This is a genomic window from Phenylobacterium sp., assembly GCF_046291545.1.
Lineage (GTDB): Bacteria > Pseudomonadota > Alphaproteobacteria > Caulobacterales > Caulobacteraceae > Phenylobacterium.
This window is the reverse complement of record NZ_JBKBSM010000012.1, coordinates 26,325-40,369: the sequence shown is the minus strand read 5'-3', so window position 1 is coordinate 40,369 and position 14,045 is coordinate 26,325. Positions and strand designations below refer to the sequence as shown.

At 71.0% G+C, this 14,045-nt stretch carries 11 protein-coding genes; 6 read left to right on the top strand and 5 right to left on the bottom strand.

What is annotated here, in order from left to right:
• Positions 1 to 2 precede the first annotated feature (2 nt).
• A complete protein-coding gene (locus ACK4YQ_RS17355) occupies positions 3 to 1,919 on the top strand; it encodes an alpha/beta hydrolase family protein (RefSeq protein ID WP_409613063.1) in 1,917 nt (638 codons plus the stop codon).
• Here the strand turns inward: ACK4YQ_RS17355 and ACK4YQ_RS17350 are convergent, their stop codons facing one another.
• The gene (locus tag ACK4YQ_RS17350; RefSeq protein ID WP_409613061.1) at positions 1,920 to 3,203 is read right to left on the bottom strand and encodes an OmpP1/FadL family transporter; all 1,284 of its coding nucleotides are present in this window, start codon (positions 3,201 to 3,203) and stop codon (positions 1,920 to 1,922) included.
• A 153-nt stretch (positions 3,204 to 3,356) separates the two neighbouring features.
• Between ACK4YQ_RS17350 and ACK4YQ_RS17345 the strand changes: the two genes are divergently transcribed.
• From ACK4YQ_RS17345 to clpB, 4 genes are all read left to right on the top strand, one after another.
• Positions 3,357 to 5,588: an arylsulfatase gene (locus ACK4YQ_RS17345; RefSeq protein WP_409613059.1), complete on the top strand. Its 2,232-nt coding sequence runs from the start codon at positions 3,357 to 3,359 to the stop codon at positions 5,586 to 5,588.
• Between the two features lie 80 nt (positions 5,589 to 5,668).
• Complete coding sequence (locus ACK4YQ_RS17340; protein WP_409613057.1) at positions 5,669 to 6,703, top strand: sensor histidine kinase; 1,035 nt, start codon at positions 5,669 to 5,671, stop codon at positions 6,701 to 6,703.
• On the top strand, positions 6,700 to 7,056 hold the full coding sequence (locus ACK4YQ_RS17335) for a response regulator (protein ID WP_409613056.1): 357 nt from the start codon (positions 6,700 to 6,702) through the stop codon (positions 7,054 to 7,056). Before ACK4YQ_RS17340 ends, ACK4YQ_RS17335 begins: the two co-directional genes overlap by 4 nt.
• 102 nt (positions 7,057 to 7,158) lie before the next feature.
• Positions 7,159 to 9,741 carry an ATP-dependent chaperone ClpB gene (gene clpB / locus ACK4YQ_RS17330; protein WP_409613054.1) on the top strand — a complete coding sequence of 861 codons (2,583 nt, stop codon included), beginning with the start codon at positions 7,159 to 7,161 and terminating at the stop codon, positions 9,739 to 9,741.
• Positions 9,742 to 9,830: 89 nt separating this feature from the next.
• Here clpB and ACK4YQ_RS17325 read toward each other — a convergent pair whose 3' ends face one another.
• The 4 genes from ACK4YQ_RS17325 to ACK4YQ_RS17310 all read right to left on the bottom strand — a co-directional run bounded on the left by ACK4YQ_RS17325 (position 9,831) and on the right by ACK4YQ_RS17310 (position 11,875).
• The gene (locus tag ACK4YQ_RS17325; protein WP_409613052.1) at positions 9,831 to 10,250 is read right to left on the bottom strand and encodes a hypothetical protein; all 420 of its coding nucleotides are present in this window, start codon (positions 10,248 to 10,250) and stop codon (positions 9,831 to 9,833) included.
• Between the two features lie 96 nt (positions 10,251 to 10,346).
• The gene (locus tag ACK4YQ_RS17320; protein ID WP_409613050.1) at positions 10,347 to 10,880 is read right to left on the bottom strand and encodes a hypothetical protein; all 534 of its coding nucleotides are present in this window, start codon (positions 10,878 to 10,880) and stop codon (positions 10,347 to 10,349) included.
• A 66-nt stretch (positions 10,881 to 10,946) separates the two neighbouring features.
• On the bottom strand, positions 10,947 to 11,369 hold the full coding sequence (gene arfB, locus ACK4YQ_RS17315) for an alternative ribosome rescue aminoacyl-tRNA hydrolase ArfB (protein ID WP_409613048.1): 423 nt from the start codon (positions 11,367 to 11,369) through the stop codon (positions 10,947 to 10,949).
• Positions 11,370 to 11,392: 23 nt separating this feature from the next.
• Complete coding sequence (locus ACK4YQ_RS17310) at positions 11,393 to 11,875, bottom strand: Fur family transcriptional regulator (RefSeq protein ID WP_409613046.1); 483 nt, start codon at positions 11,873 to 11,875, stop codon at positions 11,393 to 11,395.
• Between the two features lie 105 nt (positions 11,876 to 11,980).
• Here ACK4YQ_RS17310 and ACK4YQ_RS17305 point away from each other — a divergent pair, with 105 nt between their 5' ends.
• Positions 11,981 to 14,020, top strand: a complete 2,040-nt coding sequence (locus ACK4YQ_RS17305; RefSeq protein WP_409613044.1) for a TonB-dependent receptor — start codon at positions 11,981 to 11,983, stop codon at positions 14,018 to 14,020.
• The last annotated feature ends 25 nt before the right edge of the window (positions 14,021 to 14,045 follow it).

The window sequence follows — 14,045 nt, the reverse complement described above, 5'->3', positions numbered from 1 at the left end:
CCATGACGAGCGTTCGGCTCTGGCTGGCCGGCCTGCTGGCCGCCTTGTTGGCGACGCCTGCCCTGGCCGCGCCCCTCGAGGCCTACGGCAGCCTGCCCGGCATCGAGGCGGCCGCGCTCTCGCCCAGCGGGGAGCGCCTGGCGGTCATCTGGACCGACGGCGAAACCCGCAAGGTGGTGGTCAAGGACCTGGCCGCCGACAAGATCAAATGGGTCGTGCCCGCCGGCGAGGTGAAGGTCCGTGCGCTCGACTGGGCCGACGACGATCACCTGCTGATCACCTCCTCGACGGCGGCCGACGCCCTCGGCGTCGTCTCGCGCCGGCGCGAGTGGACCATGGTGTTCAACCTCGACCTGGCCAGCGACCGGCTGAAGCAGCTCATGCACGACGTTCCCGACGCGATGAACGTGGTCTATGGGCGCCCTGCGATCCGGATCATCGACGGCAAGCCCTACGCCTATGTGGCGGGCGTGCACTTCGTGAACCACCGCGGACGGATGTCGCTCTTCCGGGTCGACCTGACCAATTCGCGCGCCGAGCTTTCGGAACAGGCCCGGGAAGACACGCGGGACTGGGTGGTGGACAAGGAGGGCCGGGCGGTGGCGCAGGCCGAGTACGACCCGGCGAAGGGGCGATGGACGCTCAGCGTGCGGAGCGGCGGCGGCTGGCGCGAGGTCCGCAGCAACGAGTCGGCGTACGAGCTGCCGGACCTGGTCGGCCTGGGCCGTGACGGCCGGTCGATCGTGGTGGCCGACTATCAGGCCCAGGGCGCGGCCCTGCGCGAGATCTCCCTGGAGGCGCCGTCCTGGGGCGAGCCGTTCACCACCGAGGCGCTGGACGGCCACCTGTGGGACCCGTCCGACCACCGGCTGATCGGCCTGCGCGGCCTGGTCGGCGACGACTACCGCTATGAGTTCTTCGATCCGCGCGACCAGCGGGTCTGGGCCGCCGTGGTCAAGGCGTTTCCTGGGGACCGGGTGCACCTCGTCGACTCATCGGCCAATCGACGCCGCTTCGTGGTGCTGGTGGATTCGGCCGTGTCAGGCCCGGCCTACGCCCTGGTGGACCTGGACAAGAAGTCCGCGGTGTGGCTCGGCGGCGTCTACCGGTCCCTGCGCACCGACGACATCTCGCCGGTGAGGGCGATCACCTACCAGGCCCAGGACGGCCTGCAGCTGACCGGCTACCTGACGCTGCCCAAGGGGCGGCCGGCCAAGGCGCTGCCGCTGGTGGTGTTCCCCCACGGCGGTCCCGCGTCCCGCGATGCGCCGGGGTTCGACTGGTGGGCTCAGGCCATGGCCTCGCGCGGCTACGCCGTGCTGCAGGTCAACTACCGCGGCTCCGACGGCTTCGGATGGGAGTTCCTGTCGGCCGGATTCGGCGAGTGGGGCCGCAAGATGCAGACCGACCTGTCGGACGGCGTGCGCTATCTGGCGGGCGAGGGGACGATCGATCCCAAGCGGGTGTGCATCGTCGGCGCCAGCTACGGCGGTTACGCCGCCCTGGCCGGGGCGACCCTGGACCGCGGCGTCTACCGCTGCGCCGCCTCCGTCGCCGGTCCGGCGGACCTGCGGCGCATGGTGGTCTGGTCGCGGCGGCAGAACAGCGTCGCCGCCCAGCGCTACTGGCTGCGGTTCATGGGGGCGGAGGATCCCAACGATCCGAAGCTGGCCGAGATCTCGCCGGCGCTGCATGCCGACCAGGTCGAGATCCCGGTGCTGCTGATCCACGGCCGCGACGACACGGTGGTGCCGTTGGAGCAGAGCCGGGTGATGGCCGAGGCCCTGCAGAAGGCCGGCAAGCCGGTGGAGCTGATCGTCCAGAAGGGCGAGGACCACTGGATGTCGCGGGGCGACACCCGGCTTTCCATGCTGCAGTCGGTCGTAGCCTTCCTGGAGCGGAACAACCCGCCGGACTGATCAGAAGGTGTGGCGCAGACCGACGGAGAGGACCCCGCCGCTGCCCTCGACGCCGCCGCGCAGGCGGGTGACCGTCTGCGCCGGCGTGCCTTCGTAGAACACCGTGTCGTGGTGGATCCGGCTGTCGTCGAAGTCGATATAGGCGGCGGCGACGTCGAGCTTGGTGGCCGGCCCCAGGCGCGCGGTGGCCCCGGCGGCGTAGAGCCAGCGGTCGCCGTCGGGCACGCGGGCGGTGCGCTCCAGGTCCGGCGTCGGCGTGGGATCGTACTGGACGCCGGCGCGCAGGGTCAGCCGCTCGTTGACGGCGTAGTCGACGCCAAGAGCCCCGGAGGTGGTGTCCTCATAGTTCTGGGCGAGGGTCTCGCCACCGAGGGGCGTGCTCACCTCGATGGCGTCGAACTCGCTCCAGCCGAAGCGCTGGATCTGGCCGTTCAGCGCCAGCTTGTCATTGACCTGCCAGCGCGCGCCCAGGGTGGCGATCCAGGGCGTGGTGAAGGCGGCCGAGCCGGCGACGTCCCGGTTGGCGGCGGCGAGGGGGCCGGCCAAGCCCATCACCAGCACGCGGCCGTCCAGGTCGTGCTCGATGGCCGAGCGGTAGCTCGCCCCGAAGGTCCAGGCGCCGGCATGGGCCTGGGCCCCGGCGGTCCAGCCGTAGTCCCAGCCGTCGCCGCTGAGCTGGGACACGCCGTCGGGCAGGGCGGGGGACAGGTTCGGATAGGCGGTGGAGAGCTTGGCGTCGGCGTACTCGGCGTTGGCCGAGACCCCGAGGTCGAGCCAGTCGGTGACCCGCATGGCGGCGGTGAGCTGCAGGTCCGCCGTGTTCAGCCGCGAGCGAAGGGCGTCGTAGCGGGCCCAGGCGACGTCGCGGTACTCAGTGGTGAAGTTGAACGGCGCGGCGACCGACAGGCCCAGGGCGAAGCGGTCGCCCACCGGTGTGGTGATCGCGAAGTTGGGCGCCACCCCGTCCTGGATCGGCTTGTAGGCCCGCGGCTCGCCGCCCACGGGGACGGTGACGCCCCCGGGGTAGGTGATGGTCGAGCCGGTGTCCGTGGTCCGGGAATTGATCAGCAGGCCGTGCACGCCGACGTAGACCTCGCGCGGGGTGCGGGCGATGGCGGCCGGGTTCCACCACAGGGACGCGGCGCCCTGGTCCGCCGCTTCGCCCGAGAAGGCGCGGCCCAGCCCGCGGACCGACTGTTCCTGGAGGTAGAAGCCCGCGGCATGGGCCTGGGCGGCGAGGCTCGTTCCGGCCAGGCAGGCGAGGGCGAAGAGGGAAGAACGCATACGGAGACTCCAATGGACCGAGCGCGCACGCCGGCGCGTGCTGCTAAAGCGCGGTGACCCAGGAGTTGTTGCGTCGGGGGCAGATCGCGGCGGTTGAACCCCGCTGTTAGTGGCAGTAAGTGTGCCATAAGCTGCTCATCACGGGAGGACGCCATGAGCCAGGCGAAGATCGGTCGCACGCTGGCGGACTCCACGCCGTATTGGCCGCCCCAGCCCAGCCCGCCCAAGGGCGCGCCCAACATCCTGGTGGTGCTCTTCGACGACGTCGGCTTCTCGGACTTCGGCTGCTACGGCTCGCCGATCGCGACGCCGACCATCGACGCCCTGGCCGCGACCGGCGTGCGCTACACCGGCTTCCACACCACGGCGATGTGCTCGACGACGCGGGCGGCGCTGCTGACCGGACGCAACCACCACTCGGTCGGGGTAGGCTGCCTGGCGAACTTCGATTCCGGCTATCCGGGCTATCGCGGCAAGATCGCCAAGGAAGCCGGGACCCTGCCGGAGATGCTGCGGCCGCACGGCTACCGCACCTACATGGTCGGCAAGTGGCACGTGACGTCGCTGACCGAGACGGGGCCGACCGGGCCGTTCGACGGATGTCCCCTCGGCCGCGGCTTCGACCGCTTCTACGGCTTCATGGACGCCGAGACCGACCAGTATTCGCCCGAGCTCGTGCGGGACAACACCCCGGTCGATCCGCCCGGAACCTACGCGGACGGCTACCACCTGACCGCCGACCTGGTGGACGAGTCCATCCGCATGCTGGCCGACCACGCGGCCAACGCGCCGGACAAGCCCTGGCTTCTTTGGCTGGCGTTCGGCGCCTGCCATGCGCCGCACCAGGCGCCGCAGGAGATCATCAAGGCCTACGACCCGGTGTTCGCCCACGGCTGGGACGCCGAGCGCGAACAGCGCCTGGCGCGGCAGAAGGCGATGGGGATCGTGCCGGCCGACACCCGCCTGCCGGCGCGCAACGACGGGGTGCGGGCCTGGGACGAGTACGGCGAGGACGAGCGGCGGGTGTTCACCCGGCTGCAGAGCGCCTTCGCCGGCATGCTCGACCACACCGATCGCCACCTGGCGCGGCTGGTGGACTTCCTGGAGCGCACCGGGGTGAAGGACGACACCCTGATCTTCGTCCTGTCCGACAACGGGGCCAGCCAGGAGGGCGGGCCGCTTGGCTTCATCAACGCCATGGGGCCCTTCAACATGAAGCCCGAGCCGATGGCCGAGAAGCTGGCGCGGATCGACGACATCGGCGGGCCGGACACCCACTCCAACTTCCCGCACGGCTGGGCGATGGCCTCGAACACGCCGCTGCGGCGCTACAAGCAGAACACCCACGGCGGCGGCATCCGCGATCCGCTGGTGGTGAGCTGGCCAAGCCGCATCCCCGCTCGGGGCGAGCTGCGCCACCAGTTCTGCCACGCCAGCGACTTCGCGCCGACGATCCTGGAGCTGGTGGGGCTGGAGCCGCCGGCGAGCGTCAACGGCGTTCCCCAGACGCCGCTGGAGGGCGAGAGCTTCGCCGCTTCCCTCGCCGATCCGGCTGCGCCGCCGCGCCGCCGGCCTCAGTACTTCGAGATGTTCGGCCACCGCGGCCTGTGGAAGGACGGATGGAAGGCCGTGGCCTTCCATCCTCCGGGCTCGGCGTTCGAGGACGACCGCTGGGAGCTGTTCCACCTGGACGCCGACTTCTCGGAGACCAACGACCTGGCCGAGGCGCATCCCGAGACGCTGAAGGCGCTGATCGAGGAATGGTGGACGCAGGCGGAGGCCTGCCAGGTGCTGCCGCTGGACGACCGCTTCGGCCCCCGCTTCGCTGAGAACGCGGCCCGCTTCCATGGCCCGCGCAAGCGCTTCGTCTTCCATGCAGGGATGGGCCACCTTCCCACCGACATGGCCCCCGACGTGCGCAGCCGCAGCTATCGCATCGAGGCGGACGTCACGATCCCGCCGCAGGGCGCGGAGGGCGTGCTGATCGCCCACGGCGACGCCACCTGCGGCTACAGCCTGTTCTTGCGGAACGGGCGCCTGCACCACGTGCTGAACATCGGCGGCATGAAGGCGGAAGTGGCCTCCGACCGGCCTGTGCAGCCCGGCGCGCGGCGGCTGGGCGTGGTCTGCCGCCAGGGCCAGGCGCGCAGGTTCACCCTGACGATCGACGGCGCGGCGGTCGGCGAGATCGAGACGCCGCTAGGCTTCGCCACCCTCATCTCCTGGTCGGGCCTCGACATCGGCCGCGACCGGGGCAGCCCGGTGGCCGACTATCCGGCGCCGTTCACCTTCACGGGCGTGCTACGCAAGGTGACGGTGACGATGGACGAGGACCAGACCCTGGACGGGGACGCCGTCGGGGCGGCGGAGATGGCCCGGCAATAGGCCCGGCGCCGTCGCAACGCCGCCTTCCCAGGCTCAATCTGGACGCGTATGGTTCCCTATTCTCGGCTGTGGATCGTGCTGTGGAGCCATCTGGGGACCGCAACAAAAACGACGGCCTCGCCGCTCTCGTCCAGGGGGAGGCGCGCTACCGAGCCATATTCGACACCGCCGTCGACGCGATCGTCGTCATCGACGAGGCCGGAGTGGTCCGAGCGCTCAACCCCTCCGCCGAGCGCCTGTTCGGCTACGCGGGGCCGGAGGTGATCGGCCGCAACGTCAACCTGTTGATGGCCGAGCCTTATCGCAGCGCCCACGACGGTTATCTGGCGCGCTATCGCGAGACCGGCGAGCGGCGGATCATCGGCATCGGCCGGGCGGTGACCGGCCAGCGCAAGGACGGGTCCACCTTTCCCCTGGAGCTTTCCGTCGCCGAATGGCGCGAGGAGGGCGAGCGCTTCTTCACCGGCGTGATGCGGGACGTGACCGAGCGCACCCGGGCCGAGGAACAGCTTCGGCTGATGGTGCATGAACTCAATCACAGGGTGAAAAACACCCTGGCCACGGTTCAGTCGGTGGCCTTGCAGACCCTGCGCAACGCCGTCTCGCTGGAGAGCGCTCGCCAGGCGCTGAACGAGCGGCTCCTGGCGCTGGCCAAGGCGCACGACGTGCTCACTCGTGAAAACTGGGAGGGCGCGGACCTCGCCGATATCGTCGCCTCGGCGATCGAAGCCCACGCGGGGCGGGAGCGGGTGCGCGTGGCCGGCCCGGCGGTGCGGCTGAAGCCGAAGCCGGCGGTGGCGCTGTCCCTGGCCCTGCACGAACTCTTCACCAACGCCGCCAAGTACGGGGCCCTGAAGGGCGAGGCCGGGACGATCGAGCTGACGTGGGCGAGCACGGGGCCTGGAGACCTCACCTTCACCTGGCGCGAGAGCGGCGGGGCTCCCGTGATGCGGCCCACGCGGCGCGGGTTCGGCGTACGCATGATTGACGGACTGGCCCGGGATTTGGGCGGGGCGGCCTGGCTCGATTTCTCTCCGGAGGGGCTGGTCTGCGAGATTCGCACGGGCGGCCCCGACGCCGAGGCCCTGGACCGGCCCGGCGAAGTCGGCGGGTGAGGCGGCCGGCGGTGCGCGTGCTGGTGATCGAGGACGAAGCCATGGTCGCCATGCTGATCGAGGACCTTCTGGAGGAGATGGGGTGCACCGTGGCCGGGTCGGCGGCCACGGCGCGGGAAGCGGTGGCGCTGGCGCGCACCTGCGAGGCGGACTTCGCGCTTCTGGACGTCAACCTCGGGGACGGCGCGACCTCGGTCGAGGCCGCCGACGTGCTGCGGGCGCGACGGGTGCCCTACGCCAGGCTCACCGGCTATGGCGCCCAGGGCGTGCCGCAGGGCCACCAGGACGCACCCCTGCTGCAGAAGCCGATCCACCCCGGCCGACTCGAAGCCGTAATCCGGCGCCAGGCCTGAGCTGAGGCGCCCTTGTGTGGCTGATATGCCACACTACATCCGGTCCGTCGGTGTTGCGCTTGGTCAAGGCGGCGCCGGCCCATCCGCCTAACGAGGGGACCCATGAACATCGACCTCTATTCCGATCGCGCCAAACAGGCGATCCAGTCGGCGCAGAGCCTGGCCCTGGCCCGCCGCCACCAGCAACTTGCGCCCGAGCACCTGCTAAAGGTGCTGCTTGAGGAGAAGGACGGCCTGTCCAGGGCGCTGATCCAGAGCGCCGGCGGGCGGCCCGACGAAGCCGACCGCGCGGTCGAAACCGCGCTGGGCAAGATCCCGAAGGTCGAGGGCGGCTCGGGCCAGCTCTACATGAAGCCGGAAATGGCCGGGGTGTTCGCCCAGGCCGAGGAAGGCGCCAAGAAGGCCGGCGACGCCTTCGTCACCACCGAACGCCTGTTGATCGCGATTTCCGGCGAGAAGGGCGCGGCCGCCGACGCCCTGAAGGCGGCGGGCGTCAACACCGCCGGGCTGGAGGAAGCGGCCAAGGCGATGCGCATGGGCCGCACGGCCGATTCCGCCTCGGCCGAGGAAGGCTACGACGCGCTGAAGCGCTACGCCCGCGACCTGACCCAGGCCGCGCGGGACGGCAAGCTGGACCCGGTGATCGGCCGCGACGAGGAGATCCGCCGCACGATCCAGGTGCTCTCGCGGCGCACCAAGAACAACCCCGTGCTGATCGGCGAGCCCGGCGTCGGCAAGACCGCCATCGTCGAGGGCCTGGCCCTGCGCATCGTCAACGGCGACGTGCCCGAGAGCCTGAAAGACAAGAAGCTGCTGGCGCTCGACATGGGCGCCCTGATCGCCGGGGCGAAGTACCGCGGCGAGTTCGAAGAGCGCCTGAAGGCCGTGCTGAACGAGGTGACCGCGGCCGAAGGCTCGATCGTCCTGTTCATCGACGAGATGCACACCCTGGTGGGCGCCGGCAAGGGCGACGGGGCGATGGACGCCTCCAACCTCCTGAAGCCGGCCCTGGCGCGTGGTGAGCTGCACTGCGTAGGCGCCACCACCCTGGACGAATACCGCAAGCACGTGGAGAAGGACGCCGCGCTCGCCCGCCGCTTCCAGCCGGTGTTCGTGGAGGAGCCGACGGTCGAGGACACGATCTCGATCCTGCGCGGCCTGAAGGAGAAGTACGAGGTGCACCACGGGGTGCGCATCTCCGACAGCGCCATCGTCTCGGCCGCGGTGCTCTCCAACCGCTACATCGCCGACCGATTCCTGCCGGACAAGGCGATCGACCTGGTGGACGAGGCGGCCAGCCGCGTGCGCATGGCCGTGGACTCCAAGCCCGAGGAGCTGGACGAGATCGACCGGCGCATCGTGCAGCTCAAGATCGAGCGCGAGGCGCTGCAGAAGGAGACCGACGCGGCCTCCAAGGCGCGGCTGGAGAAGCTGGAGGAGGAGCTCGACGACCTGGAAGGCCAGTCCGCCGAGATGACCGCCCGCTGGAAGGCGGAGAAGGAAAAGGTCGGCCAGGCCGCCCAGGCCCGCGAAGCCCTGGACCGGCTGCGCGCCGAACTGACGGCCGCCCAGCGCCGGGGCGACCTGCAGCGGGCGTCCGAGATCGCCTATGGCGAGATCCCGTCCCTGGAGCGCCGCCTGCAGGAGGAGGAGGCCGCCGGACAGAGCGAGGCCCTGGCCCCCGAGGTGGTCGACGCCGAGCAGATCGCCGCTGTGGTCAGCCGCTGGACCGGCGTGCCGGTGGAGAAGATGCTGGAAGGCGAGCGGGAGAAGCTGCTCACCATGGAGGACAACCTGCGCAAGCGGGTCGTCGGCCAGGAGGAGGCGCTCATCGCGGTGTCCGACGCCGTGCGCCGCGCGCGGGCCGGGCTGAAGGACCCGAACCGGCCGATCGGCAGCTTCCTGTTCCTGGGGCCGACCGGGGTCGGCAAGACCGAGCTCACCAAGGCGATGGCCGAGTTCCTGTTCGACGACGAGTCCGCGATCACGCGGCTCGACATGAGCGAATACATGGAGAAGCACTCGGTCAGCCGGATGATCGGCGCGCCTCCCGGCTACGTCGGCTACGACGAGGGCGGAGCCCTGACGGAGGCGGTGCGCCGCCGGCCCTATCAGGTCGTGCTGTTCGACGAGGTCGAGAAGGCCCACCCCGACGTCTTCAACGTGCTCCTGCAGGTGCTGGACGACGGGCGGCTGACCGACGGCCAGGGCCGCACGGTCGACTTCCGCAACACCCTGATCATCATGACCTCGAACCTGGGCTCGGAGTTCCTGGCCAACCAGCCGGAAGGGGAGGACGTGGACGTCGCCCGGCCAATGGTGATGGACGTGGTCCGCCGCCACTTCCGGCCCGAGTTCCTGAACCGGATCGACGAGATCATCCTGTTCAAGCGCCTGGGGCGCGGAGAGATGGACTCTATCGTCCGCATCCAGCTGGAGCGGGTGGAGAAGCTGCTCGCCGACCGGCGCATGGCCATCAACCTCGACGCCGAGGCCCTGCACTGGCTGGGCGACCGGGGCTACGACCCGGTCTACGGCGCGCGCCCGCTCAAGCGCGTGATCCAGAAGGAGCTGATCGACCCGATCGCCCGCAAGCTGCTGGCCGGGGAGCTCGAGGACGGCTCGGTGATCCACGTCGGCGCCGGGCCGGAGGGCCTGGAGATCGGCCGCGCCCAGGTGCACTGAGGCGAGCGCCAGGGCATGACGAGGAGGGCGCCTGCGGGAACGCAGGCGCCCTTTTCGCGTGAGGAGCCTCTATCGCTGGGGCGGGCGGCTCACCAGCAGCGCGTGCGCTGCACATGCCCGTAGTAGGGGTCCCAGTAGCGGGTGGTGCGGCACGTGCGGTTGTAGGGACGCGGGGCGTAGTACCCGGAATAGCCGGAGTAGCCTGAATAGCCGCGGCCGTAGCCATAGCCGGGCTGGCGGTGATAGCCGCGGTCGTAGCTGCGCCCGTTGTCGTTCCAGCCGGAAGCCAGGGCCGCGCCGAGGGCGAGGCCGACCACGCCGGCGGCGATGGCAGCCCCGTCGTCATCGTCGTCACGGCGGTGGTGATAGTAGCGGCCGTCGTGGCGGCCGTCGTAGTGGCGGCCGTCATAGTGGCGCTGGTGCGGCGGCCGAGCCTCGGCCTCGCTGGCGGCCGCGACGCCTCCGGCGACCGTGACGGCGGCCAGGGCGCAGGCGAGCATGCGTTTCATCGGATCCTCCTGGCGGACCATCCCTCAAGGGAAGAACGCGCCAGGCCAACCGAAGCTCCGCCCTGCGACATTGCGCGCGGGCGGCCCGCGCCCGGCTCAGAGCTCGACGTTGATGGTGCGCCCCCCGCGGGTGGTCACGCGGCGCATGATGGCCATGGTCTCTCCCTGCGAGCCGACCGGCCGCGCCACGGTGATCACGAACCAGGCGCCGTCCGGCAGGCCGCTGAAGCTGAACCGGCCCGCCGCGTCGCACGTCGTGCGGCGAACGAAGGCCGAATAGTCGTCATTGGGCGCCGAGGGCGTGCGCGCGCGCACCTCGTCGGCGGGCAGGGCCGCCCGGTCCGGCGAATTGTAGAGGATGGTCATGCGCCGGCGGGTCCAGAGGGTCTCCGGGGTCAAGACCACGGTCATGCCCTGGCAGGTGTAGCGCAGCGGGCCCTGGTGATAGCCGAGGCGGCCCTCGATGCGCCCGTAGCCGGGCACGGCGGACCAGGAGAAGTCGCCCGGCCGGAACACGGTGGCCGAGGGGGGGCTCTCCCGGAACGGCGGCGGGGGCGGCGGTCCGGCCGTCTGGCAGGCCGCGAGGACGGCGGCGGCGGCGGCGAGGGTCAGAATGCGGGCGAAGGACATGACAGCCTAGTCTAGGCGCTAGGCGGCCCCGTCGCCAAGCACGTGGGGGAGATTCCGCCCTGGCGATCAGTCCTCGCCCCGGGGACGGCCGCGCATCGACTTGACCCCGGAGCGCCGGGACTTGGCCTCGAGCCGGCGGACCTTGGAGGCCAGGGTCGGGCGCGTGGCCTTGCGCCGCTTGGGAATCTCGGCCGCCCGGCGGATCAGCTCGATCAGGCGTTCCACCGCTTCCTGCCGGTTCAGCTCCTGCGAGCGGCGGGACTGGGCGAACAGGACAATTACGCCCTCGTTGGTCAGCCGGCTGCCGGCGAGCCGCTCCAGCCGGGCCCGCACCGGCTCGGGCAGGGAGGGAGAGCGGCGCGCATCGAAGCGCAGCTCCACCGCCGTGGACGTCTTGTTGACGTGCTGGCCGCCGGGGCCGGAGGCCCGGACGAAGGCGTAGGTGATCTCGTCCTCGTCGATGGCGATGGCGTCGGTGACCTGAATCATGGCGCGGGCGCCGCCGAGGCGGGCTAGTCGGCCTGGCAGGCGGGGCAGAGGCCGCGGGCTTCCAGGGTCACGGCGCGCACGGCGTAGCCGGAGCGGGCGGCCGCCTTCAGCTCGGCGGCGAAGTCCGGCTCGAACTCCTCGGCCGACCCGCAGCACTCGCAGATCAGGAAGGCCGCGCGGTGGGTCTCCCCTTCCTTGCGGCAGGGCACGTAGGCGTTCAGGCTCTCGATGCGGTGCGCAAATCCCAGGCGCTCGAGGAATTCGAGGGCGCGATAGACCGTCGGCGGCTTGGCCGGTTCGCCGTCGGCGCCGTAGGCGGCGATGAGGTCGTAGGCCTTCATGGGCGCGTCGGCGCCCAGCAGCAGCTCCAGCACCCGGCGTCGGGGCGGGGTGAGCCGCTCCTGGGTGGCGCCGCAGCGGCGCTCGGCGTCGGTGAGCGCCTGGCTCAGGGCCGCCCCGGAGAGCCCGGGGTGCGAGCCGTCGGCGTGGTGGCACTCGGTTCCCATGGGCAACTGGCTACCTGTCCGCGAATTCTTTCGCAATGGGCTTGACGTGTCGTTATGTTATTTCATAACGCATCGACTCCTTTGCAACCCGTCCGAGTACGTTCCATGTCCAAGGCCCTACTTCTCGCGTCAGCCTCCGTCGCCCTGGCGCTCGCCGGGCCCGCCCTCGCCGGGGAGGCGCCGGACAAGACGGTTTCCGAACTGGTGGTCACGGGCGCGCCCTATGCGGTGTCGCTGGACTCGGCGACCACCAGCGTGGACGTGCTGAAGCGCGAGGACCTGGAAGCCGGCCCGCCCGGCGGCCTGGGAGACGCCCTGGCCGGGCTGCCCGGAGTGCGCTCGACCTTCTTCGGCCCGGGGGCCAGCCGCCCGGTGATCCGCGGCCTGGCTGGTCCGCGGGTCCTGGTGCTGACCAACGGCATGGGCGCGATCGACGCCAGCGCCCTGTCCCCGGACCACCAGGTGGCCACCGATCCCCAGGAGGCCGAGCGGATCGAGGTGCTGCGGGGGCCGTCGGCCCTGGCCTACGGCGGCTCGGCCATCGGCGGGGTGGTCAACATCATCGACGACCGCATCCCCGACCAGCGGGTCGAGGGGCTGCACGGGCGCGTGAACGGCGAGGTCTCCTCGGTGGATGACGGCGAGGCGCTGTCCGGCGCCTTCAAGTACGGAACCGGCAACTGGGTGTTCTCGGTCGATGGGACGCACCGTGAGAGCGAGGACTACGACATCCCGGTGCCCGCTGAGTCGCGCCGCCAGATCGAGTCCGAGGGCGAGACCTATCCCGGCGAGATCGACAGCACCGTGGAGAACACGGCCGTGGACCTGTCCGCCTATGGGGCGGGGCTCTCCTATGTGGGCGACCTCGGCTACGTGGGGCTGTCGGCGAAGCGCACCGAGACCACCTACGGCGTCCCCGGCCACGAGCATCACGAGGGCGAGGAGGGCGAGGAGGGCCAGGAAGAGGCGGGGGAGGAAGAAGGCTCCGTCTCCATCGACCTGGAGCAGACCCGCTACGACCTGCGCGGCGAACTGAACCAGGCGTTCGGGCCATTCTCCACCGTCCGCTTCTCCGCCGGCTACGCCGACTATGAGCACGTGGAGCTCGAAGGCGGGTCGCCGGGCACGCGCTTCCTGTCGGACGGCTGGGAAGGCCGGGTCGAGCTGATCCAGCCCGACCGCGACGGCTGGCAGGGCGCGGTGGGGGTCCAGGGCCTTCGCCGCAACTTCGACGCCATCGGCGACGAGGCCCTGGTGCCGCGCACCAAGATCACCGAAGCGGGCGTCTTCACCCTGCAGCGGCTGGACCGGGACGCCTGGGGCGTGGAGGGCGGCCTGCGGGTGGACACCCGCAAGCTCGACAGCCTGGCCGGCGAGCGCGACTTCACCAACGTCTCGGCCTCGGCCGGCGGCTTCCTGCGCCCCGCCGAGGGCTGGTTCCTGGGGCTCTCGGCCTCGCGCACCAGCCGCGCGCCGACGGAGGAGGAACTGTTCGCCGACGGGCCGCACCCGGCCACCCGCACCTATGAATCGGGCGATCCGACCCTGGACCAGGAGGTGGCCTATTCGCTGGACGCCACGGTCCACTACAACGCCGGCCGCTGGACCTCGGACCTGCACGCCTTCACCGTGCGCTACGACGGCTTCATCGACCTGGTCCCGACCGGGGTGGACGACGCGGACTCCGGCCTGGCCATCTTCCAGTTCGTGCAGACCGACGCGACCTTCTGGGGCGGCGAGGCCGAGGCGGCCTACAGGCTCTGGGAGTCCGGCGAGAAGAGCCTCAGCCTGGAGGGCGAGGCGGACTATGTGCGGGGCGACACCGATCTCGGCGCGCCGGCGCGCATCCCGCCGTGGTCGGTCACCGGCCGCGTCCGCTACGAGGGCGGCTGGTGGAACGGCAAGGTCGAGGTTCGCCACGTGGCCGAACAGGACCGCGTGGCCGAGTTCGAGCTTCCCACCGACGACTACACCATGGTCAACGCCAACGTGACCGTCCGGCCGCTCCCCGACCGGGACCTGCGGCTGTTCGTGGACGTGCGCAACCTGACCGACGTGGAGGCGCGCGAGCACGCCTCGTTCCTGAAGGACCTGGCGCCGCTGCCGGGCCGCAACGTCCGCTTCGGGATCGGCTACAGCTTCTAAGGAGGCCGTCAGCCGGCGCGGCCGC